The organism is Nocardiopsis sp. YSL2, assembly GCF_030555055.1.
GTDB lineage: Bacteria > Actinomycetota > Actinomycetes > Streptosporangiales > Streptosporangiaceae > Nocardiopsis.
The window spans coordinates 5,195,636-5,216,745 of the sequence record NZ_JAMOAO010000001.1 but is presented as its reverse complement, the minus strand read 5'-3'; the positions used below and the strand labels follow the sequence as shown (position 1 = coordinate 5,216,745).

Genomic DNA, 21,110 nt, shown 5'->3' with positions numbered 1-21,110 from the left:
TTTGTTCGTTCGTGTTCGAGAGGTAGCGGATTCGTGCTGTTGCCGACTATTCCTGGTTCAACGCATGCGGTGAAACGGGCCACTGATCCGTCACAGATCGTTCATGGGAAGGCACATCTGACGCGGACCCGCGGCCCTGGCGTTGCCCCCACGAATGAGGAGAGCCATGCTCCACCCCCGTGCCACCCGTACCCCCCGAGGCGGCCGTTCCCCCCGACGTCCCGCGCACAGGCGCCTGCTCCGCGCGATGCTGGCGGCCTCGCTGACCACGCTGCTCGCCGTGCCGATCGGCGCCCTGCCCGCCGCGTCACCGGCCGCGGCGGCCGACCTGGACGCCTCGCAGTTCGCCGGAGTGAACTGGGCGGTTCCCGGAGACAACTTCGTCGACGGCCCCCTCGTCCTCGAAGGACTGGACCGGTCCGACGGCTATGCGACCGTCAGTGCCAAGGCGGACGCCGTCTACAGCGGTTTCCAGAGCACCGTCGGCGCCAACACCGTCCGGCTGCCCGTCAACACCCACTCCGTCCCCGGTACGGACTGGGGCGACGCCTACGCCGGAGCCGTCGACGCCGCGACGGCCAGGGGCATGAAGGTGATCCTCGGCTACTGGGAGGACGGTGCCTCCTCCGGCGGCAGAATCGTCGACGAAGCCGCCTTCCACGCGATGTGGGACGCCCTGATCGACGAGTACGGGTCCAACGGCCTGGTCTACTTCCAGCCGATGAACGAACCCCACGGCTACAGCGCCAGCGCGTGGGCCGATGTCGCCGCCGACTGGGTCGCGCGCTACCCCTCGGTCCCCAGGGACCGGATCCTCGTCAGCGGCAGCGGCTACAACAGCGAGGTCACCTCGGTGTGCGGCGACAGCCGCCTGGACGGAACCCACCTGTCGCTGCACATCTACGCGTTCCAGTTCGAATCCATGAGCTACGACGCGTGGGTCAACCTGTTCCGGGACCGGATCGGTTCCTGCGGTTCGCGCACCGTCCTGGACGAGTTCGGCGCCCCGATGGACGACGGCCGCGACTACAACGAGTCGAACAGCTCGGACAACTTCGTCCGATACATGCGCGCCGCCACCGATACCGTCCACGATCTCGACATGGGTGCGGTCTACTGGCCGGCCCTCGGCGGCAAGCACACCTACAGGCCCGACTACGACTGGTATTCGCTCTACGCCCTCCACGGCAGCGGCACCGACCTGACGCTGAGCGTGCGCAACCCCACCCAGATCGACCGGCTCACGTACGCCTTCGGCGCCGGCGACAGCACACCCGACACGGGGCTGGAGAACGTCGGCGTGCCGGGCTGCCTCGATGTCCCCGAAGGCACGCAGGAGAACCGCACCCAGGTCCAGATCTGGGACTGCAACGGCGGATCGAACCAGCAGTGGACCAGAACGGCCACCGGAGAGATCACCGTCTACGGCGGCGCGAAGTGCCTGGACGCCCTCGGAGGGGCCTCGTCCAACGGAACGAGGGTCGGCATCTACGACTGCAACGGCCAGGACAACCAGAAGTGGACCTTCCACTCCGACGGCACCCTGCGCAGTGTCGCGTCCGGTCTCTGCCTGGACGTGAGCCGAGAGACGTCCAAGGCCCAGCTCTGGTCCTGCTGGGGCGGCAGTAACCAGCAGTGGCGGGTCGTCTAGAAGTAGTCCGCCGACGCGTGTCGAGCGGGTGCTGCCGTGCGAGCGGCTGGTGGCGGGTGTGACACGGGCCAGTCCAGCGCGGCAGCACCCGGCACGGCTCGAGCCTACGTATCGGGTCGGGAGCTCCTCTTCCTCGGCTTACCGGTCTCGGACGCGGGTCCTGACAAATGCGAGCGCTAATCGTGCCATCAGGAAGGGCGGCCCCGAGCCCTCGCACCCGGAAGCCCGTGTCCGTGATGATCGCCGCCGGCCAGCGCGCCCTTCGCTGCGAGGCCGCCGCCCAGATCGCTGCCATCCAAGGACAGCTCTGGATCCCCCGACCGGCACCAGCGGAAACGGCCACACCACGTGCCCCGCCACCGGCCCGAACGCGAGCAGTGGGCAGCGGTAGCCTCACAGCGTCTCCCGCTTCAGGGATGGGCATCCGACCGTCGCGGCCCGCGACGACTATGGCGAACCGAGAGCGCATGACCACCCGATTCCACACCCACCACATCGACATCCGCGAAAACACCGTGGTCAAGCGCTACATCGACTGGAGCCGAGGTGAGCCGTACCGGGAATGGGCGGCGCTGAAAGTCCTGGACTTCCACGTCCCCGACCTGGCACCGCACCCGATCCACGCCGACCTCGACGCCACTCCACCCGCCATCACGATGAGCCGCCTGCCCGGCCGCGTCCTACGCGGTGAGCCCACCACCAGCGCCCAGATCGAGGCAACCGCCCACGCCCTGGACCGGCTGCATCGGATCCCCACCCGGGCCGTCACCGAACTCGACCCCGCCTCCTGGGGCCCGGAGGCGGCCGTGGCCAAGGTCCGCCGGCTCATCCACGCACGACCTGACCCCGGCAGCGACCCACTGGCGCGGCAAGCCCACCAGGAAGGCACCACCTGGATGGCCACCACCGACCCAGACCACCTCTTGGACAACCCCTACCCGCCTGTCCTGGGCCTGGCCGACGGCAACCACGCCAACTTCCTCTGGGACGGACAGCGCGGATGCGTGCGGCTCATCGACTGGGAGGACTCCGGGCGCAACGACCGCGCCTTCGAGCTCGGCGAACTCACCGAGCACATCTCCCGCACCGACGGCACTCTGGACCCCGAAGCGCTGCTGGCCCAGATCGACCTCACCCCGCGAGAAGCGATGCGAGTGCGCGGATTCCGCCGCCTGGTCGCACTCTGCTGGCTCCTTCAGCTCGGCCCCACCGGCGCCGCCACACCGCACAACCCTCCCGGCACCGCGCGCCGCGTCGCCGAGCGACTACTCAACCTGTTCGGTTGACGCGCTCTTCCTGTCCCAGGACGGAGCGGTTGTACGTCGATCTGCGCGAGAAGGCCCACGCGAGATCATCACCCGGGGCTGTTGATGGCAGCAGCCGCAACCCAAGGTCATCGGTAGTGCTCTCACTCGAGAGTAGACCGGAGAGTTCAGCACCGGTCCATCCCGCGTGCGCGGGGAGCAGGCTTGGTGCTCCGGGAATGGGATGGGCCATGGGAGTCCATCCCCGGATGCGGGGGTCGTCCACCGCCGTGGAGCGCAGGCGCTTGAGGACGAGGTTCTGACGGCGGGAGGCGAGTGTGGTCACGGCGGGGGCGTAGAGCCCCATCCTCACCACGAGGAACATCAGCACCGCGGCGACGGCTCCCAGGTCCAGACGCGGGACGCGGTCGTGCAGGTACACGTAGAACGCGCTGGACGCGGCCGGAACAACGAGCATGGTGACCAGGACCAGCCGGTTCCGGAAGATCTGGATCTCCAGGTAGTGCGTGGTGAGGACGATGGTGGAGCCGTCCTCGCGCAGCCGGTCCAACGCGTCCCACTGGTCGTCGCGGGACTGGATGTCCAGGCCGGTGGTGGGCGCGTCCAGGAAGACCGTCCCTGACGGCGTGGAGGTCGCCGACCGTTCAGGTGTCCAGGAGCCGGGCCAGGTCCTCCGGTGAGGCGGGGTCGGCCGCGTCGTCCGGCAGAAGTCCGTGCGCGCGCAGCGCCCGCCCGACCACCGGGCCCCAGGCGGGTCGCAGCCGGGCCCGGGCCAACAGGTCGGTGTCGCCCAGGACCTCCCCGGCCGGGCCCGCCGCCAGGACCGTCCGGTCCAGTACCAGCGCCTGGTCCGCCCAGCCGTGCGCCAGGTCGACGTCGTGCGTGGACACCACGAGCGTGGTGCCCCGGGCCCGTAGGGAGTCCAGGGTCGTCACCAGTTCCGCCACCCCCGCCGGGTCCAACCCGGCCGTGGGCTCGTCCAGGATCAGCACGTCGGGGAGCATCGCCATCGCCCCGGCCAGCACCACCCGTTTGCGCTGGCCGTAGGAGAGCAGGTGGGTGGGCCGGTCCGCGAGCGCGGTGATGCCGAGCGCGTCCAGCGCCCAGTCCACCCGCTCACGCACCTGGTCGCCGGGCAGGTCCAGGTTGAGGGGGCCGAACGAGACGTCCTGGCCGACGGTGGCGGAGAACAGCTGGTCGTCTGGGTCCTGGAAGACCATCTGCACCCGGCGGCGCAGTCGGTCCCGGGCGCGCCGACCGTGCGTCAACGGGTCCCCGTCCAGCAGCACCGACCCCCGGGTGGGCGCCAGGCTGCCGGCCAGCAGCCGCAACAACGTGGTCTTGCCACCCCCGTTCGGGCCCAGTACCGCCAGCAGTCCGCCGTTGCGGATCCGTACGTCCACCCCGGTCAGGGCGGGGCCCGTGCCCTCGTACTCGTAGTGCAGGCCGTTCCCGGCCAGGACGGGCGGGACGCCGGGTCCGGCCGGCGCGGGGTCCGCCGCCGTGGCGGCGGGGAGGCCGGACCGGGGTCGGGCGCGCATGCGTGCCTCCAAGGAGTCGTCGGCGGTTCCAGTGCTCACAGCAGGACCGCGTGGGTGAGGGAGAGGGCGGCGACCAGCAGGGCCGGAGCGGCGGCCGCGGCCAGCTCCACCGGCCGAACCGGCTGCTCGGCGGTCTGGACTGTGAGCCGCCCGGTGTATCCGCGACAGGCCAGGCCGTCCTGAAGCCGCCGTGCCCGGTCCAGGGAACGGACCAGCAGCACCCCGCCCAGCGCACCCGCCGAACGGATTCCGGACCGCCGGGAGTGGTAGCCCAGCCGCCCCGCCTGGCCGGACGCGACGCGCTGAGCGGTCTGCAACAGCACCATCAGCATCTGGTAGGTCAGGGCGATCACCTCGACTAGGGCGGTGGGCAGCCGGGAGCGGCCCAGGCGGGCGAGCAGGTCGGCCATGGGCGTGGTCAGGACGAACAGGAGCTGGGTGCCGAGTGCGGCGGAGGCCCGCGCCACCACGGCGGCGGCCCGTTCCGGCCCCCCTTCGGCCCAGCCCAGTTCCCCCGGACCGCCCACGGTCAGCAGAAGTGGGACCGCGCTGGTGATGATGAGCAGCAGCGGCGCGGCCGCCACACGTGCCAGCAGCCCGAAGGGGACGCGGGCCGCCGCGGCGGCCGCCAGCGTGGCCGCGGCCACCAGCGCGGCGCCCGGCCACGGTGGCAGCAGCAGTGCGCACGCCAGCAGCCCACCGCACAGGACCCCCTTCACGGCGGGGTGGTACCGCCGCCACCGGCTCCGGTAGGCGGCGGTATCGATCGGTGTCACGCGGGGTCAGCGTTCGGAGGCGTCGTCGCTCGGCTCCGGCTCGGCGGCGCCGGGGCCGTGGCCGGTTCCGGGCCCCGCACCGCTCGGCGCGACGGGCGACGCCGCGGCGTGGCCCGATCCCGTCACGGGCCGCAGCCTGGACCGTGTGCGCACCACCCCGAAGACGTAGCCGACGATTCCGGCGCCGATCGCCGCCTGCAGGGCGAACAGCCCGGACTCGACCTCACCCGAGGGCAGCTCGAACACGGGCGACAGCCACGGCTCGTACTCGGGATCCAGTTCGTTCACCAGGCTCTCGGCCTCGCCGTCGGCACCGGCGAACGGCTCTTCCAGGTGGTCGGCGGCGCCCGTCAGCAGCGGCAGTACGGCCAGGACGGCCACGGCTCCCAGCAGGGCCCAGGTCACCCACGCGCGGGGCTTGCTCGTGTCGCTCATGCGGTGGTCCCCTCTTCGCGGGTCTCGGCGGGGGTCGTGGGCGCGGCGGAGGGCCGCCCTGCGGACTCGGCCCCGGGTGCGGGCGTCGCCGCGGCCGCGCGCAGGAGTCCGAGCCGGACCAGGTCACCACGGCTGACGGAGGTGAGGATGCGGACCACGGCCACGGTGATGAGGCCTTCGATGACCGCGATGGGGATCTGGGTGAGGGAGAAGATGGCCGCGTACTTGGCGAACGCGCCGACGATCCCGCTCACCGGGTCCGGGTGCGCCAGGGCGAGCTGGAAACTGGTGACGGTGTAGGTGCCCAGGCTGGCCGAGAACGCCGCCGCGAACACCGACACGGACATCGACAGCCCTTCGGACAGCCGGGCGGTGGCCGCTCTCAGCAGCCTGAAGGCGCCGTAGGCCACCCAGGGGCCGACCACGGCGAGCGAGAAGGCGTTGGCTCCGAGCGTGGACAGTCCGCCGTGCGCGAGCAGAAGCGCCTGGAAGAGCAGGGTGATCGTGCCCAGGACCGCCATCACCGGTGGTCGGAAGAGCACCGCGCCCAGGCCGACCCCGACCGGGTGGGAGCTGGTTCCGGTCGCCGAGGGGATCTTCAGCGCCGAGAGGACGAAGCAGAACGCGCCGGCGGCGCCGAGCAGCAGCTTGGCGTCGGGGTTGGCCCGCATCTCGCGGGTGAGGGAGCGTACGCCGTGGACGATGAACGGGGCCGCGGCCGCGGTCCAGGCGGCGGCGTGCAGCGGGGGCAGCAGGCCTTCGGGTATGTGCATTGTCGGGGGACCAATCTCCAGCACCTCGTGGACGGTCGTCAGTGCCGTGGCCGGTCTCCTGGCTGCAGGGTCACCGCCCCCGAGTCCGCCTTCCCAGGTCCGCACCCCTCAGGGGTGCTTTCCCAGTGGCGTGTGGCCGTGTGCCGCCGAACGGAATCCGGCGGCACACGGGACGCGAGGGCTTCCCGTGCACAGTGGCGAGGGCCGCGCCGGATTCTCACCGGACTTCCCGAACACCACGGCACCCCGAAGGTAGGCCCTGGGAGCGGGATTGGCAATAAGCGCGGGGCGGCGGGCTCGCAGGGCAGCCCGCGCGAGGGGGCGCCGACGCACCTCGACGGAACGCGCGGTGTCAAGCGGCGCAGGTCCCCCTCCGCGGGTCACGAAAGCCCCGCGGCCATGACGTCCGCCTCTGGCGGACGTGCCCCGCGGGTCCCTAGCGTGGCGTAGGAAGGGACCACGAGCGGCTGGGGGAAACCATGGTCCACGAACACGCACCCGTGGTGGCGGCGGTCAACGGAACACCAGCGAGCGACCGGGCCCTCGACTGGGCCGCGGACGACGCACGGTCGCGGGGCCTGGATCTGCGCGTCGTGTACGCGTTCGACTGGCCGCACTACCACGCCGTACCGCACGGCCTACCCGGCTTCGACCTGGACGAGTTCGCACGCCGCATCGTGGAGGAAGCGCGTCGGCGGGTGCTGGAGCGCGTCCCCGACCTCACCGTCGAGGCGGTGCACATCACCGGGGACCCCGAACCGGTCCTGCTGCGGGAGAGCCAGAAGGCGCACTCGCTGGTCGTCGGCGCGCACCGCATGACGACCCTGGACGCCGTCCTTCCGGATTCGACGGCCCTGGACCTGCTCGTCGCCGCGTCGTGCCCGCTCGTCGTCGTTCCCGACCGGGATCCGGGTCCCGCCAAGGGACGCGTCCTGGTCGGCGTCGACGGGTCGGCGACCTCACGGGCCGCCGCGGAGTGGGCGTTCTCCACGGCCGACGTCCGCGGGTCCGTGCTGCGGGCGGTGACGGTCCACCGGGGCGGCCCCTGGTGGCGTTTCGGTGCGCTGGAGGATCCGTCCTGGACCAGGACGGACGAGGAGAGGAAGACCGAGGAGGCCGCGGCCGAGAAGGAGGCCCGGCGGATACTGTCGGAGTCGATCGCGCAGGAGCGCGCGAACCGGCCGCGGGTGCGGGTCGAGGAGGTGGTGGCGACGGGCCACCCGGTCGAGGCCCTGTGCGCCACGGCCTCGGACTGTGACCTGATGGTCGTGGGATCGCGCGGGCGCGGCGGTTTCGCGGGGATGCTGCTGGGCTCGGTGAGCCGGAACGTGATCTCACACAGCCCGTGCCCGGTCGCGATCATCCGCCCGCCGCACTGACGCGGAGGCCGCGGGCGCCGCGGGCGCCGGGGCGGTCATACCGCGGCGGCGCCCGGGGGCCGGCTGGAGGACAGGTCCGCGGCGATCGCCCCGGCCCAGTCGTCGATCTCCGTCCAGTCACGGAAGTCGCCGTAGCGTCCGCCCATGATCCGGTAGACGGCACGACCGAACATGGGCAGGTGTTCGGGGCTCAGGGCGCCGGCCAGGAGGCGGTGTTCGCGGAGACGGGCGCTTTCGCGCAGCTCCGTGACCTCCTGGGGGTCCCGGGCGTGCTTGTGGAACCAGCCCCCGACGGCCCGTGCCAGCCCCACGCTGAACGCCCAGACCGGCCGTTGGCCGAGCGGCGCGGTGTTGGCGTGCAGGTAGTCGGAGGCCTCCGCGAGCCAGGCGCCGCCGTGCACGGCGCTACCCAGGACCACGGCCTCGTAGCCGTCGGCCGAGGGGGCGTCGGCCAGGGTCCACACCTCCACGCTGTGCCCGCGCTCGCTCAGGCGGTCGGCGATCCTCTGCGCGACCTCCCGGGTGGATCCGTGTTCGCTCGCATATCCGACCAACACCCTCATGCCGGAACCTCCGTGTCCCCTCGCTCCCCTCCAGCCTGGGTGCGGGGACGTCGGCGGCGCTAGGGGCGCAGTTCCCCGCCCGAGGGGGCCGAACGACCTGCGAAAAGACGCCCCAGAGCCCTGACCGCGGCTCACCGAGGGGGTGCAGTGTCGAACGTGGGGGCGACCGAACGGCCGTCCCGGAGAGGTGGCCGACATGACCGATGGCACACGCTACCCGGTACGAGTCGAGGCGACGCCCGATCCCACGGTGAGCCGATGGCTCTGGCTTGTGAAGTGGCTGCTGGCGCTGCCCCACTACATCGTGCTGTTCTTCCTGTGGATCGGCTTCTTCGCCGTGACCGTGGTGGCCTTCTTCGCGATCCTGTTCACCGGCCGCTATCCGCGGAGGTTGTTCGAGTTCAACACCGGGGTGCTGCGATGGAGCTGGAGGGTCGGGTTCTACGCCTACTGGGTGCTGGGCACCGACCGCTACCCGCCCTTCACCCTGTCCGGAGACGTCGACTACCCCGCGCGGCTGACGGTCCGGGCACCGGAACGGATGTCCCGCGGACTGGTCCTGGTCAAGTGGTGGCTGCTGGCGGTTCCGCACTACCTGGTGGTGGGGCTCTTCGTCTACGGGGGCGTGAGCATCACCACGGGCTGGACGGACGAGGGGGCGGCCGAAGCGGCCGGGACGGTGTTCCGCTCACCCGGGCTGATCGGCCTGCTCGTGCTGTTCGCGGCCATCGCCCTGCTCTTCACGGGAACCTATCCTCGGGGCCTGTTCGATCTCGTGGTCGGCCTGAACCGCTGGGTGCTGCGGGTCATGGTCTACGCCGCGCTGATGACGGACCGCTACCCGCCCTTCCGCCTGGACACCGGCGGATCGGAACCGGAGGAGACCGTTGCGGACGACTGGCGCGCTGGGAGCCCGCCGGGCGGCCCGGCGGTGTGATCCCTCCTCCGGTGGGGGCCGGTCTCCGGCTCCCACCGGAGGACCGTTCCCGTGGTTGGCGGGTGCCCTGTGGCCCGGCTGTGCGCCGAGGCCGCGCATGAAACCCCCGGCCCCGCGGCCGCTCCCGGTGTCCGGGGCGGTCCCCTCCGATGTCCGGGGGCGGTCCGTCCCGCCGCGGGGACGCACCGGTCGCCGGCCCTCCCCCGCGGCAGGCGCCGGTCCTTGCGCTACCACCGCTGCGCTACCACCGCGTCCCGGTTCCGGTCTCACCCCGTGTCCCGGTTCCGCTCTCCCCGGCCGAAGCTGAACCCCGGGACCCGCCGGGACGGCGTTCGTCGTCCCCGACGCCCCGGTCGGGGTCGGCGAGGACGTGGAAGTTCTCCTCCTCCTGGGCGAAGTGCAGGCGCAGGACGGCGTGGAGCTCGATGGCCAGACGGGCCGCGTACCGCTGAGCCCGGCCGTCACCGGGCGCTCCGGCGGCCTCGTCCAGGGCCATGCGCAGGCGCCGCGACAGATCCTCGATCTCCTTGTGCCCCCGGCTCATCGTGGCGGTGGTCTCGGGCCCTCCCAGGGCCCCGGCGACCCGCGGGTAGAGCAGGTGCTCGTCCCGCTCCTCGTGCACGGCCAGGTCGTCGAGGAAGTCGCGGAGCCCGGCCGCCGTCGCGGCCGTGTCCGGCCCCCCGCCGGCCAGCTGCTCGGCCGCGGGTACGAGCGCCTCGATCCGCGGCCACAGCCGGGAGTGCTCCTCCTCCAGTGCGCGCACGAGCTCGGCGTCGTCACCGCGCAGCTCCGGCACGCGGCCGCGGCGACCGCCGGTCAGGGCCCGCAGGGCGTTGAGGATCACCACGACGTCGATCGCCTCCTGGGTGAGCGCGCCCGCCGTCGGGGGCAGCAGACCGATCGCGGCGACGACCATCGCGACCGCCGACAGCAGCATCCCGGCGCCGGCGCTCTGGCGTGCGATCACCCGGGTGCGGCGGGCGATGGCCAGGCTCTCGGCCACCCTGGACAGACGGTCCACGGTGACCACGACGTCCGCGGTCTCCGATGAGGCGGTCGAGCCCCGGGCACCCAGTGCCACGCCCACCCCCGCGGCGGCCAGGGCGGGGGCGTCGTTGACGCCGTCACCGACCATGACCGTCGCGGCGTGCCCGCTCTCGGCCCGCACCACGTCCACCTTGTCCGAGGGCGACTGTTCGGCGTGCACCGCGTCCGCGCCCACGTACGCGGCGACCCGCTCGGCGACCTCGCCCCGGTCCCCGGTCACCATGACGGCTCTCTCGATGCCCGCCAGGCGCAGGAGCCGCAGCGTGCGGGGTGCGTCCGCGCGCAGCCGGTCGCGCAGGAGCAGGACTCCGCGCAGCTGTCCGTCGACACCGACGAACACGGTCACCGCCCCGTCCCGGGCCCCTTCGGCGCGGGCCCGGGCCACCCAGTCGGGCTCGGCGGCGCCCTCTCCGGCCCAGGCGGCCTTGCCCACGCGGACCGGTCGTCCGCCGACCGTGCCGCCGATCCCCTGCCCCAGTTCCTCGGCCGTCTCCTCGGGCTGTTCGAGGCGCAGACCGCGCTCACGGGCCGCGCGCACGATCGCCGTGGCCAGCACGTGCGGCGAGACCTGGTCGAGCGAGGCGGCCAGGCGCAGGACCTCGTCGGGGGACGTTTCGGGGCCGACGGCCGTGCGGCTCAGCCGGGGCCGCCCCTCGGTCACGGTTCCGGTCTTGTCGAAGAGCAGCACCCGGGCATCGGCCAGCCGCTCCAGGGCCGAGCCTCCGCGCACGATCACCCCCCGACGCGCCGCCCGCGACATGCCGGAGGTGAAGGCGATGGGCGCGGCCAGGATGAGCGGGCACGGCGTGGCCACCACCAGGACCGCCACCGCGCGCACGGGGTCGCCGGAGAGCCACCAGGCGGCGCCCGCGATCACGACGGTGACCGGGAGGAAGACGGCCGCGTAGCGGTCGGCCATGCGCACGAACGGCGCCGTGCGGGCCTGGGCCTCACGGGCCAGTCGGACGATCGCGGCGAACGCGCTCTGCCCGGCGTCGGTCGTGGCGCGCATGCGGAAGGGGCCGCCGGCGTTGACGGTGCCACCGCGCACCTCCTCGTCCACGGCGCGCTCGGCCGGGAGGGGTTCGCCGGTCACCACCGATTCGTCCACCACGGCCGGTCCCCGGGTGACACGGCCGTCGACGGGCAGGGTCTCCCCGGGCCGGACCAGCAGGAGGTCGCCGGGGCGCACCTGTTCGGCCGGGACGGTGGCCACCTGGTCGCCGTCGACGAGGTGCGCGGTACGGGGGGCGCGGGAGAGCAGGTCGCTCAGATCCCGGCGGGCGCGCCGGTCCGCCCGGTCCTCCAGCAGCCGGCCTCCGGTGAACATGAGGGCGACGATCGCGCCCGCGGCCAGCTCTCCCACGAGCACGGCGCCGACCAGTGCCAGCAGGGCGATGACGTCGGCGCCCCCCTCGCGGTGCCGCAGCCCCCGCAGCACCCACCACGCCGAGGCGACGGCGGCGACGGCGGTCGCCACCAGCCAGGCGGTGTCGGAGGCCACCACGAGTCCCGACACGCGCAGGGCCCCGCCGACCACCAACCCGGTCAGGCACACGGCGAACAGAGCGACCGGAGCGGTCAGGAGCGGACGGGACCCGCGCTCCTCAGAATCCATGGCATCCATACCGTCCACTGTGCGTCGGAGGACGCACTCGCGGCAGGGCAGGAAGTCGCACCCGGACGGGGCCTATGGCCGCTCCCCCGCGTCCGGGCACGTGCCGGGCCGCCCCCGCGAGGTGTTCCCCCACCACTTGGGTGGCATCGGCCCGGCCGCACGGCACGGGCGACGGCGTACGCCTCCCGGGCATCCCGCGCCGGTGGGTCACGGTGCGGGGATCCTCCGCACACGCGCCGCGCGGGACTCCTCGTTCCTTTCAGCCTGCCCCGCTCCAGCGCCCGCGCCAAGGCACGGACGTCCTCGGCCGAAGGGGCGTTGGGGCCGGTCACCATGCCCCCTCACCTCCCGGCCTCCGCGGCGCCGGGAAGGCGGGGGCGACCGCGCGTCCGGGGACCTTGGCCCACGGATCGGGGACTTCGGACCGGTGACGGCGCGGGCCCGGGCGAGCAGGATCGGAGTTGAGAGATCCGGAAGGGGAGGATTCCCATGAAGAGGTCGATCCTGGTCGGGGTGGACGGATCCGAGACGGCACTCAAAGCGGTCGACTGGGCCGCCGCGGAGGCGGACCGGCGCGGCCTGCGCCTCCTCCTGCTGACGGCGTTCACCATGTACACCGCCGAGGCGGCGTTCGCCTGGCGGGAGCAGGACCTCAGAGTCAGCCTCGACCGCATACTCGACGAGGCACACGATCGGGCCCTGGCCGTGGCTTCCGACCTGGAGGTCGAGAAGACCTCGGTCCTGGACGCGCCGACGGCGGCACTGCTGCACCGGGCCGGAGAGGCGGCGATGGTCGTCGTCGGCCTGCGGGGCCGGGGCGGCTTCCCCGGGCTGAAGGCGGGATCGGTGGCCTACCGTGTGGCCGCGCACTCGCCCGTTCCGGTGGTCGTGGTCGGCCCCGAACCCGAGACGGAGGGCGAACCGGTCGTCGTGGTCGGCGACGACGGATCCCCGCATGGGCAGAAGGCACTGGCCGCGGCCTTCGACGCGGCATCCACGGGCTCGGCCCGCGTGCGCGTCCTCCGGGCCTGGGAACCGCTCATTCCGCCGCCGCAGATGATGGTCTCCTACGACCTCGGCGCGATGCGCGCCAGCGAGGAGAAGGCACTGCGCCAGGACCTGGAACCCTGGTTCGCCAAGTACCCCGACGTCCCGGTCGACGCGGAGACCGTGGAGTCGGCGCCCGTGCCCGCCCTGGCTCGCGCGGCGCAGGGGGCCCGCCTCCTCGTGGTCGGCGCGCGCGGACTGCACGGACTCCCGGCCCTGGCTTTGGGAGCGACGGCCCACGGACTCCTGCACCACGCGCCGTGCCCGGTCATGATCGTGCACGCCGGGTGAACGGCGGCGGCGCGCCGATGACGGTGGAGCGCCCCGGTCCGGGAGGGGCGTAGTGCCCGCCGGGAGCGGGGCCCAGGGCCCTGGGCCGGTGGACTCCGGCGGGCCAGACTGGGAGTGGACGCGCTGCCGGGCCCGGCGGGGTACTCCCGCCCTGGCCGGTCGCGCCGACCGAGCCGCCCGGCCACCGTCCGGGCGGCCGGGACACGAGGGGAGCCCGTGATGAACACCGTTCGCGACGTCATGACGACCGAGGTCTTCTCGGTCACCGAGGACACCGGTTACCGGGAGGTCGTCGAGGCGCTGGTCGCTCACCGGGTGAGCGCGCTACCCGTGACCGACGACGAGGGGCGCGTGGTCGGCGTGGTGTCCGAGGCGGACCTGCTCCACAAGGAGGAGTTCGTGGGAGGGGACTACGAGCCGCCCCTGCGCGCCCGGCTGAGGGCCCACCTGGGCCCTGGAGGGAGTGCGAGTGACAAGGCCGCGGCCAGGAACGCGTCCGCGCTGATGACGAGTCCCGCCTTCACCGTGTCCCCCGAGGCGGGTGCGGCCCGAGCCGCCCGGCTGATGGAGCGGCACGGAGTCAAGCAGCTCCCGGTCGTCGGCGAGAAGGGGCGGCTGCTCGGGATCGTGAGCCGACGGGACCTGCTGTCGGTGTTCTTCAGGGAGGACGACGCCATCGCGCGGGAGGCCCAGAACGAGATCGACGAGGCCCTGCGGCCCGTACGCGTCCACGAGCCGTCCGTCTCGGTCGAGGACGGGGTGGTGCGGCTGTCGGGCGTCGTGGACAAGCGGAGCGACGCCCAGACTCTGATCCGCCGGGTCAGGAGGGTGGAGGGCGTCGTGGCCGTCGACTCCGAGCTGGGCTGGCGCGTCGACGACGTCGTTCCCGACCACGTCCAATGGCGCTCCGGAACCCTCTGACGCGCCACGTCTCCCGACGAGGAGGAGGCCGAGGCGACGGAGCCGCGGCCTGGAGCCGGGTGGGGGTGCTCTGCCCGCCCGGACGGGCGCCGGGTGGACCGGCGGGTGCCGTGGCGTGCCGCACACGGACGGCCCCTGGGTCCGTTCCGGCGCCGTGACCGGGTCATGCTGGTTCCATGGACAACCACGACGACCGCATCCGGGTGCGCGGCGCCCGCATCCACAACCTGAAGAACGTGGACACGGAGCTGCCCCGCGACGCCCTGGTCGCCTTCACCGGGGTCTCCGGGTCGGGGAAGTCCTCCCTGGCCTTCGGAACGCTCTACGCCGAGTCCCAGCACCGGTACCTGGAGTCGGTGGCACCGTACGCCAGGCGGCTGCTCCAGCAGCTCCCGGCCCCGGACGTGGACGACGTCACCGGGATGCCGCCGGCCGTGGCGCTCGCGCAGCCGCGCACCGCTCCCTCGGTGCGCTCCACCGTGGGCACCCTGACCACGCTCTCCAACACGCTGCGCATGCTCTTGTCCCGGGCGGGCACCTATCCGCCCGGGGCCGAGCACCTGGACTCCGACTCCTTCTCCCCCAACACCGTGGCCGGCGCCTGCCCCGTCTGTCACGGTGAGGGGGTCGAGCACGAAGTGACCGAGGGGTCGCTGGTGCCCGACCCCGGGCTGAGCATCGCCGAGGGGGCCGTCGCCTCCTGGCCGGGGGCCTGGCAGGGCAAGAACCTGCGCGACATCCTCGACACCCTCGGGTACGACATCCACCGGCCCTGGCGCGAGCTGGCCCAGGCCGAGCGCGACTGGATCCTGTTCACCGAGGAACAGCCCGTGGTGACCGTCCACCCGGTGCGCGAGGCGGGCCGTGTCCACCGCCCCTACCAGGGCAAGTACAGCAGCGCCCGGAGGCTGGTCCTCAAGGCGTACGCGTCCTCCGCCAGTGAGGCCCGGCGGCGCAGGGCGGCCGAGTTCATGGTCGACCGGACCTGCGGGGAATGCGGCGGTCGGCGGCTGCGGCAGGAGGCGCTGCGGGTCACCTTCGCCGGGCGCACCATCGCCGAACTGGCGGCGCTGCCCCTGACCGAACTCGTCGCCCTGCTCCGCCCCTGGCGGGATGACACGGGTGCGGCCGGCGCGCTGGTCGGGGAGATCACGGCACGGGTCGAGGTGTTGGCGGAACTGGGCCTGGGTTATCTGAGTGTGGCCCGGCCCGCACCGACCCTGTCCACCGGGGAGTTCCAGAGGATTCGGCTGGCCACCCAACTGGGCACGGGGCTCTTCGGGGTGGTCTACATCCTGGACGAGCCCTCCGCCGGTCTGCACCCGGCCGACTGCGAGGCGCTCACCGGGATTCTCCGGCGCCTGCGCGACGGGGGCAACACCGTGTGCTTCGTCGAGCACGACCCGGGCATCGTGCGCGGCGCGGACTGGATCGTCGACGTCGGTCCGCAGGCGGGCGAGCACGGCGGTCGCGTGCTGTACAGCGGCCCGGTGTCCGGGCTGGGCGGGGTCCGGGAGTCGGTGACCCGCCGCTACCTGTTCCACGACGTCCTGCCGGAGCACGTCACCCACTCCCCCAGCGGGCACCTGGAACTGCGGGGAGCCCGCCGCAACAACCTGCGGGAGCTGGACGCCGACATCCCCCTGGGCGTGTTCACCGCCGTCACCGGGGTGTCGGGTTCGGGCAAGTCCTCCCTGCTGGCGGAGATCGCGGACCGCGCCGCGCAGCGCGGCCGGGTGGTGTGGGTCGGCCAGCAGCCCATCGGTCGGACGCCGCGCTCCAATCTGGCGACCTACACCGGGCTCTTCGACACGGTGCGCAAGCTGTTCGCGGCCACCGAGGCGGCCCGCTCGCTCGGCTACGGGCCCGGCCGGTTCTCCTTCAACGTCGTGGGGGGACGCTGCCCGACCTGCGAGGGAGAGGGGTTCGTGTCGGTGGAGCTGCTGTTCCTGCCCACGACCTACGCCCCCTGCCCGACGTGCGACGGCACGCGCTACAAGGACGACACGCTCCAGGTACGGTACCGGGGGCGCACGATCGCGGACGTACTCGCGATGTCGGTCGAGGAGGCGGCGGGGTTCTTCACCGAGGAGCCGTCGGTGCGGCGCTCCCTGGAGACCCTCTGCGGCGTCGGTCTGGGCTACCTGCGTCTGGGCCAGCCCGCCACGGAGCTGTCCGGCGGCGAGGCCCAGCGGATCAAGCTCGCCACGGAGCTCCAGCGTCGGCGCGTCGCCGACACGGTCTACCTGCTCGACGAGCCCACCACCGGACTGCATCCCCACGACACCGACGTCCTCCTCGGCCGTCTGCGCGACCTCGTCGGCGCGGGCGCCACCGTGGTGGCGGCCGAGCACGACATGCGGGTGGTGGCCACCGCCGACCACGTCATCGACCTGGGGCCGGGCGGTGGTTCGGAGGGCGGCCGGATCGTCGTGCAGGGCACGCCCTCGCGGGTCGCGGCGGCCCCGGACAGCCGCACCGGGTCCTACCTGAAGAGTCTGCTCTGACGCACCGGGCCCGCGTGCCCGACCCGTTTCCGGCGGCCGGTCGTCACACGTCCGGCCTGGTGAGCGCGTCGGAGTCAGGGGAGCAGGTCGTCCAGGGCCTGGCTCCAGGAGGTGAAGCGGACGGCCCTGTCGTCGAGGTAGGCGACGGCGGGCAGCTTGCGGTCGGTGACCAGCAGGACGCCCCGCTCGTTCCAGACATCGCCCTCGTACCCGGTGCGACAGTCGAAACCCTGGTCGATCAGCCATGCGGCGACGTCGTCCGCACGCCGGGTGGTGTGGATGAACACGGCGTACTCGTCCATGAGTGCGCGCAGGCCTTCGATGGCACCGGGTACGGGGGCGTCATAGACGGTGCCGTCCTGCCAGCCCTTGGAGTACGCGTGGATGACACCGTCGAAGTCGACGGCGAGGGTGTTGGGGCGCGACACGGTGGCCTCCGAGTGTTCGTCGCCGACGGCGGGTACCGCCTTCCCGGCCTGCTCGCCACGAGGATGCCATCGGGTCCGTGCCTGATCGGTGCGCCCACGCTGACGACGGCGGCTTCGCCCTCCCGGGAGAACCCGTGCGGACGGCGCGGCCGAAGCGGGCACGTCCGTCGTTCATCCCAGGACGAGGACGCCGACCGTGGTCAGGGTCGCGGCGCCGATGGTGAGGATCACGGCCAGCGCGATGCGGCCGACTCGGCCCTCCTCCGGCGTGGGGTCCTGGTCACCGGGGTTGCAGCAGGCGCTCACCGGGGCTCCTCCGTGGTGGTGTCGTGGACGGCGGGCCGACCGATCCCCAGAAGGACGGGGCCGGTGTGTGCAGAGTAACCGAGGTGGTGCGTGCCGTGCGCCCGCACGAGACGGGGCTGCCCCGACACGCGGACCCGCGCCTGGACGACAGCACCGGCGGTGGACCAGGGGGCGATCGCGGGGAGCCCCGAGGAGGCCCTGCCCGAGGGCGTCCCGGCTACGGAACCGAGAGCGACGCCGGTCCCTTTGGGTAGGATTTGTGCTGTGTTGGCGATGATCTGGAAGCGGCGTCGGAGGCCCAGGACCGGGGCCCTGCTGCTGTCGCTGCTGTTCGCCGCCCACGTCCTCTGCGCCGCCGGTGCCATGGAGTCCGCCTCGGCGGCGGAAGCGGACGGGGCCGCCACAGGCGTCGGTTCGGCGTCGTCAGCGGGAGTCGGCTCCGCCCCGTCCGACGGCGCGGCCGAACAGCACCGCCATCCCTGCCCGTCGGAGGCGGGCGCGAGCGTCGACCAGCGCGCGCCCGCGGTCGCGGGGGCCGTACTGCTGGGCCTGGGCACCGGCACCGGCACCGGCACGACCCCGCTGCGAGCACCTTCGGTCCGCGCGGTCCCGTCACAGCCGTCGGGCACCGCGGCCGTGCCGTGGAGCGGGACACGACTGCTCATCTCACTCTGTGTGCAACGGGTCTAACCCGGCACCCCGGCCCGCCCCGCGCGGCGGCGCACCGCGGTCGCGGGAACGGACGTCCTGTCCGTGCCGGGCCCCGGACACCGTCGACGCCCACGACCCGGGCCACCGCGCAGCTCGAACGCCGCGATCCGTCCCCACGTCCCGACCTCCTTCCGGGCACACCCCGCGCTCCCGGAACGAGGGTCCCCGAACCGCACACGGAGCATCCACGATCATGGGCACCTTCCCCGCCGACCCGAAGAGACGCCTCGCACTCGGCCTGCTCGCCCTGGGCGTGCTGGGCGCGACCTCGTGCTCGGCACCCCCGGCCGACACCTCGGCCGAGGAGGAGCCGCAGGCCACGTCCGATCCGGTCACCGTCCGCATCACCCCTGAGGACGGCGCGTCCGACGTGCGCCCCGACCTGCCGGTCGTCGTCGAGGCCGAAGGAGGAACCCTCACCGACGTACGGGTCACGACGGCCGGGCAGGAGGGCTCCGGCCCCGACGAGATGACCGGATCCCTCAACGACGACGAGACCGAGTGGACCAGCGACTGGACACTGCTTCCGGGCGCCGACATCACGGTGACCGCCACCGCCGAGACCGACGACGGGGAGCACGCCGAGGCCACCCACGCGTTCTCCACGCTCGCCGCGACGCCGGGCCGGCGCCTGGAACTGCAGTCGAACTTCCCCATCAGCGGCCAGACCGTCGGTGTGGGCATGCCCGTCATCGTCAACTTCGACCTGCCCGTCCAGAACAAGGCGCGGGTGGAGTCGGCGATGGAGGTGCTCTCCGAGCAACCGGTGCTGGGCGCCTGGAACTGGTTCGGCGACCGGACCGCGGTCTTTCGCCCGGAGGAGTACTGGCAGCCCGAACAGGACGTCACCGTCGACCTCCGCCTGGCCGGGGTGCAGGCGAGTGACGGCGTCTACGGCATCGAGAACCACCGGCTCGAATTCACCGTGGGACGGTCCCAGATCAGCACGATCGACAGCGACACCAAGCGCATGACCGTCGAGCGCGACGGAGAGCAGGTCAAGGACTTCCCCACCAGCATCGGCAAGGCCGACGTCGAGCGCTACACCACCACCAGCGGCGTCCACCTCACCATGGAGAAGTACGAGGACCTGGTCATGGACTCCTCCACCGTGGGCGTTCCGGTCGACAGCGAGGAGGGCTACGAGATCGAGGTCGAGTACGCCGTCCGCTTCTCCGACAGCGGCGAGTTCACCCACGCGGCACCGTGGAACGACCGGCTCGGCGAGGCCAACCTCAGCCACGGGTGCCCCAACCTGTCCACCGCCGACGCCCAGTGGTTCTACGAGAACTCCTACATGGGCGATCCGCTGGTCGTCACCGGAACCGACCGCGAACTCGAGGTCGACAACGGATGGGGCTACTGGCAGCGTTCCTGGGACGCGTGGCTGGCAGAGAGCGCCACCGGCACCGCCGACGACACCGGTGAGCCCGGCACACCCGGCTCCCCGCACGGCGCGTAGGGCGTCCCGGAACCCGCCGGGGGCCGTCGCCGACTCCCGACCGGCGTCGGCCGTCGGCGGTGGCCCCCGGCGACGGAGCCGTCGCCGCCGCGGCCTCCGCTGTGCCCGCACCGGCCGCCGCCGTCCGGCCGTGGATCAGGCGGGAGCGAGTCCGATCCCGGCGCAGGCGTCGCGGAACGCGTCGAGGCCGAAGGCGTCGACGGGTCCGACGACGCCCGGCGTGGCGTCGGAGCCGGTGGTGAGGCGATGGGCGGCCCAGGCGATGAGTGCGCCGGTCAGGCTGTAGGGGTTGGGGCCTTCGAGGTGGACCTCGGCGAGTGGCGCGCCGTCCGGGGCACCGGTCGAGGCGAGGGCGACGACATGGCTGCGGGTGCGCGCGCGTGCGGTGGCGTCGGGGCCGCCGGGCGGGCCGGCCGCGAGCGGGCGGGTCAGGAGTTCGGTCAGCCCGCGGCCGCCGGGCACGCGGTTCACGGCGTCGGCGACGGCGGTCAGCAGGGAGATCGGGTGGCTGAGAGCGGGGAAGCAGCCGTTGTAGACGGTGATGTCGCTCAGCGCGGGACAGGTCTCGGGCAGGAAGAGCACTTCGGTGCCGGAGACCAGGAACGCCGACGTGCGGCGGCCGCCGACGGTGAAGCCGCGGACGCGGGAGGCGGTGCGTTCCTCGACCAGCCGGTGCCGGGACCGGCGCACCGACGGCAGGGTCAGGCCGTCGCGCATGGTGGCGCGGGTGCCCTGGCTCGTCCCGTTCCGGAGCGGGCCGGCGACGAAGTAGCCGATGTCGAGAGCACGGGCGGTCTCGCCCGCCTGGCGGGCGGCGAGGGTTCCGGCGAGGATGCCGGGGACGTAGTCGTAGCCGAAGGCGGGGAGCATCACCGCGCCGGTCTGGCGGGCGCGACGGTGGTGGCGCTCGTGCAGGGCGCGGACGAAGCCGACCTCGCCGGTGGAGTCGACGTAGTGGGCGCCGGCGTCGGCGGCGGCCCGCGCGACGTGGTGTCCGTAGCGTTCGAAGGGTCCGACGGTGGTGACGAGGACGTCGCCGGGGCGCAGGTGCCCGCGCAGGGTGGAGGGGTCGGTGGCGTCGACGACCGCGTGGTCGAGCCCACCGGATCGTTCGGCGAGGGCCGCCACGGCGTCGGCGTCGCGTCCGGCCACGGTCGGTCGCGCGCCGCGGCCCAGGAGGGCGTCGAGGACGAGGCCGCCCGTGTAGCCGGTGGCTCCGAGCAGGAGGATACGGCCGGTCATGGGTTCTGTTCTCCTTCGTGGGGCCCTGCGCGGACGTGGCGGTGCGGGACGTCGGTCCCTGCGGAGGAGACCGGTGCGGACGGCCCGCCATCGTAGGTGATGGCGCCCCCGCGCGCAGGGTCCGGGATGCACCGGCCTGTACCCGGTTCCGGTGGCCCGCCCTGCCGGGCGCGGTGTCCTCGGGCGGGTGAGCGGACGTCCGGAGCCGGT

At 73.1% G+C, this 21,110-nt stretch carries 19 protein-coding genes and 1 riboswitch; of the genes, 9 read left to right on the top strand and 10 right to left on the bottom strand.

Going from position 1 to position 21,110, the window contains the following annotated elements:
* The first annotated feature begins 166 nt into the window (after positions 1-166).
* Positions 167-1,651, top strand: coding sequence for an RICIN domain-containing protein (locus tag M1P99_RS23020; RefSeq protein WP_304454659.1), 1,485 nt, complete (start codon positions 167-169; stop codon positions 1,649-1,651).
* Positions 1,652-2,118: 467 nt separating this feature from the next.
* Positions 2,119-2,937: an aminoglycoside phosphotransferase family protein gene (locus tag M1P99_RS23015; RefSeq protein ID WP_304454658.1), complete on the top strand. Its 819-nt coding sequence runs from the start codon at positions 2,119-2,121 to the stop codon at positions 2,935-2,937.
* On the opposite strand, the gene M1P99_RS23010 is transcribed toward M1P99_RS23015, so the two are convergent.
* The 5 genes from M1P99_RS23010 to M1P99_RS22990 form a co-directional block, all read right to left on the bottom strand.
* A complete protein-coding gene (locus M1P99_RS23010; protein WP_304454657.1) occupies positions 2,921-3,466 on the bottom strand; it encodes a hypothetical protein in 546 nt (181 codons plus the stop codon). The two genes, M1P99_RS23015 and M1P99_RS23010, sit on opposite strands and share 17 nt — an antisense overlap.
* A gap of 94 nt (positions 3,467-3,560) precedes the next feature.
* Positions 3,561-4,496: an energy-coupling factor ABC transporter ATP-binding protein gene (locus M1P99_RS23005; protein WP_304454656.1), complete on the bottom strand. Its 936-nt coding sequence runs from the start codon at positions 4,494-4,496 to the stop codon at positions 3,561-3,563.
* Positions 4,493-5,233, bottom strand: a complete 741-nt coding sequence (gene cbiQ, locus M1P99_RS23000) for a cobalt ECF transporter T component CbiQ (RefSeq protein WP_304454655.1) — start codon at positions 5,231-5,233, stop codon at positions 4,493-4,495. The genes M1P99_RS23005 and cbiQ overlap by 4 nt, the downstream gene beginning before the upstream one ends.
* Before the next feature lie 6 nt (positions 5,234-5,239).
* Entirely contained in the window at positions 5,240-5,668 is a 429-nt protein-coding gene (locus tag M1P99_RS22995) for an energy-coupling factor ABC transporter substrate-binding protein (RefSeq protein ID WP_304454654.1), read from the bottom strand.
* Positions 5,665-6,441, bottom strand: coding sequence for an energy-coupling factor ABC transporter permease (locus tag M1P99_RS22990; protein ID WP_304454653.1), 777 nt, complete (start codon positions 6,439-6,441; stop codon positions 5,665-5,667). Before M1P99_RS22990 ends, M1P99_RS22995 begins: the two co-directional genes overlap by 4 nt.
* A gap of 30 nt (positions 6,442-6,471) precedes the next feature.
* Positions 6,472-6,697, bottom strand: a riboswitch (cobalamin riboswitch).
* 223 nt (positions 6,698-6,920) lie between these two features.
* Here M1P99_RS22990 and M1P99_RS22985 point away from each other — a divergent pair.
* Complete coding sequence (locus tag M1P99_RS22985) at positions 6,921-7,820, top strand: universal stress protein (protein ID WP_304454652.1); 900 nt, start codon at positions 6,921-6,923, stop codon at positions 7,818-7,820.
* A 35-nt stretch (positions 7,821-7,855) separates the two neighbouring features.
* Here M1P99_RS22985 and M1P99_RS22980 read toward each other — a convergent pair whose 3' ends face one another.
* Positions 7,856-8,383 carry a flavodoxin domain-containing protein gene (locus M1P99_RS22980; RefSeq protein WP_304454651.1) on the bottom strand — a complete coding sequence of 176 codons (528 nt, stop codon included), beginning with the start codon at positions 8,381-8,383 and terminating at the stop codon, positions 7,856-7,858.
* A 196-nt stretch (positions 8,384-8,579) separates the two neighbouring features.
* On the opposite strand from M1P99_RS22980, the gene M1P99_RS22975 reads away from it, so the two are divergent.
* Complete coding sequence (locus M1P99_RS22975) at positions 8,580-9,320, top strand: DUF4389 domain-containing protein (RefSeq protein ID WP_304454650.1); 741 nt, start codon at positions 8,580-8,582, stop codon at positions 9,318-9,320.
* Between the two features lie 241 nt (positions 9,321-9,561).
* Here the strand turns inward: M1P99_RS22975 and M1P99_RS22970 are convergent, their stop codons facing one another.
* A complete protein-coding gene (locus M1P99_RS22970) occupies positions 9,562-11,994 on the bottom strand; it encodes a heavy metal translocating P-type ATPase (protein WP_304454649.1) in 2,433 nt (810 codons plus the stop codon).
* A gap of 480 nt (positions 11,995-12,474) precedes the next feature.
* On the opposite strand from M1P99_RS22970, the gene M1P99_RS22965 reads away from it, so the two are divergent.
* The 3 genes from M1P99_RS22965 (at position 12,475) to M1P99_RS22955 (ending at position 16,751) form a co-directional block, all read left to right on the top strand.
* Positions 12,475-13,323 carry a universal stress protein gene (locus tag M1P99_RS22965; RefSeq protein ID WP_304454648.1) on the top strand — a complete coding sequence of 283 codons (849 nt, stop codon included), beginning with the start codon at positions 12,475-12,477 and terminating at the stop codon, positions 13,321-13,323.
* Positions 13,324-13,542: 219 nt separating this feature from the next.
* Positions 13,543-14,244 (top strand): CBS domain-containing protein, encoded by a 702-nt coding sequence (locus tag M1P99_RS22960; protein WP_304454647.1) that lies wholly within the window; start codon positions 13,543-13,545, stop codon positions 14,242-14,244.
* A 176-nt stretch (positions 14,245-14,420) separates the two neighbouring features.
* Positions 14,421-16,751, top strand: a complete 2,331-nt coding sequence (locus M1P99_RS22955; RefSeq protein WP_304454646.1) for an excinuclease ABC subunit UvrA — start codon at positions 14,421-14,423, stop codon at positions 16,749-16,751.
* Positions 16,752-16,825: 74 nt separating this feature from the next.
* On the opposite strand, the gene M1P99_RS22950 is transcribed toward M1P99_RS22955, so the two are convergent.
* Positions 16,826-17,179: a hypothetical protein gene (locus M1P99_RS22950; RefSeq protein ID WP_304454645.1), complete on the bottom strand. Its 354-nt coding sequence runs from the start codon at positions 17,177-17,179 to the stop codon at positions 16,826-16,828.
* A 171-nt stretch (positions 17,180-17,350) separates the two neighbouring features.
* Positions 17,351-17,485: a hypothetical protein gene (locus tag M1P99_RS22945; RefSeq protein ID WP_304454644.1), complete on the bottom strand. Its 135-nt coding sequence runs from the start codon at positions 17,483-17,485 to the stop codon at positions 17,351-17,353.
* Between the two features lie 264 nt (positions 17,486-17,749).
* On the opposite strand from M1P99_RS22945, the gene M1P99_RS22940 reads away from it, so the two are divergent.
* Positions 17,750-18,175 carry a hypothetical protein gene (locus M1P99_RS22940; protein ID WP_304454643.1) on the top strand — a complete coding sequence of 142 codons (426 nt, stop codon included), beginning with the start codon at positions 17,750-17,752 and terminating at the stop codon, positions 18,173-18,175.
* 214 nt (positions 18,176-18,389) lie between these two features.
* Positions 18,390-19,658 (top strand): Ig-like domain-containing protein, encoded by a 1,269-nt coding sequence (locus M1P99_RS22935; RefSeq protein WP_304454642.1) that lies wholly within the window; start codon positions 18,390-18,392, stop codon positions 19,656-19,658.
* Between the two features lie 135 nt (positions 19,659-19,793).
* Here M1P99_RS22935 and M1P99_RS22930 read toward each other — a convergent pair whose 3' ends face one another.
* On the bottom strand, positions 19,794-20,900 hold the full coding sequence (locus M1P99_RS22930) for a trans-acting enoyl reductase family protein (RefSeq protein ID WP_304454641.1): 1,107 nt from the start codon (positions 20,898-20,900) through the stop codon (positions 19,794-19,796).
* Positions 20,901-21,110: the final 210 nt, after the last annotated feature.

What these genes read in the sequence shown, in the direction of transcription:
- M1P99_RS22960 (WP_304454647.1), top strand. Translation starts at nt 13,543, where the DNA reads ATGAACACCGTTCGCGACGTCATGACGACCGAGGTCTTCTCGGTCACC.
- M1P99_RS22935 (WP_304454642.1), top strand. Translation starts at nt 18,390, where the DNA reads ATGGGCACCTTCCCCGCCGACCCGAAGAGACGCCTCGCACTCGGCCTG.
- M1P99_RS23020 (WP_304454659.1), top strand. Translation starts at nt 167, where the DNA reads ATGCTCCACCCCCGTGCCACCCGTACCCCCCGAGGCGGCCGTTCCCCC.
- M1P99_RS23015 (WP_304454658.1), top strand. Translation starts at nt 2,119, where the DNA reads ATGACCACCCGATTCCACACCCACCACATCGACATCCGCGAAAACACC.
- M1P99_RS22930 (WP_304454641.1), bottom strand. Translation starts at nt 20,900, where the DNA reads ATGACCGGCCGTATCCTCCTGCTCGGAGCCACCGGCTACACGGGCGGC.
- M1P99_RS22990 (WP_304454653.1), bottom strand. Translation starts at nt 6,441, where the DNA reads ATGCACATACCCGAAGGCCTGCTGCCCCCGCTGCACGCCGCCGCCTGG.
- M1P99_RS22955 (WP_304454646.1), top strand. Translation starts at nt 14,421, where the DNA reads ATGGACAACCACGACGACCGCATCCGGGTGCGCGGCGCCCGCATCCAC.
- M1P99_RS22995 (WP_304454654.1), bottom strand. Translation starts at nt 5,668, where the DNA reads ATGAGCGACACGAGCAAGCCCCGCGCGTGGGTGACCTGGGCCCTGCTG.
- M1P99_RS22980 (WP_304454651.1), bottom strand. Translation starts at nt 8,383, where the DNA reads ATGAGGGTGTTGGTCGGATATGCGAGCGAACACGGATCCACCCGGGAG.
- M1P99_RS22970 (WP_304454649.1), bottom strand. Translation starts at nt 11,994, where the DNA reads ATGGATGCCATGGATTCTGAGGAGCGCGGGTCCCGTCCGCTCCTGACC.
- M1P99_RS22965 (WP_304454648.1), top strand. Translation starts at nt 12,475, where the DNA reads ATGAAGAGGTCGATCCTGGTCGGGGTGGACGGATCCGAGACGGCACTC.
- M1P99_RS22985 (WP_304454652.1), top strand. Translation starts at nt 6,921, where the DNA reads ATGGTCCACGAACACGCACCCGTGGTGGCGGCGGTCAACGGAACACCA.
- M1P99_RS22975 (WP_304454650.1), top strand. Translation starts at nt 8,580, where the DNA reads ATGACCGATGGCACACGCTACCCGGTACGAGTCGAGGCGACGCCCGAT.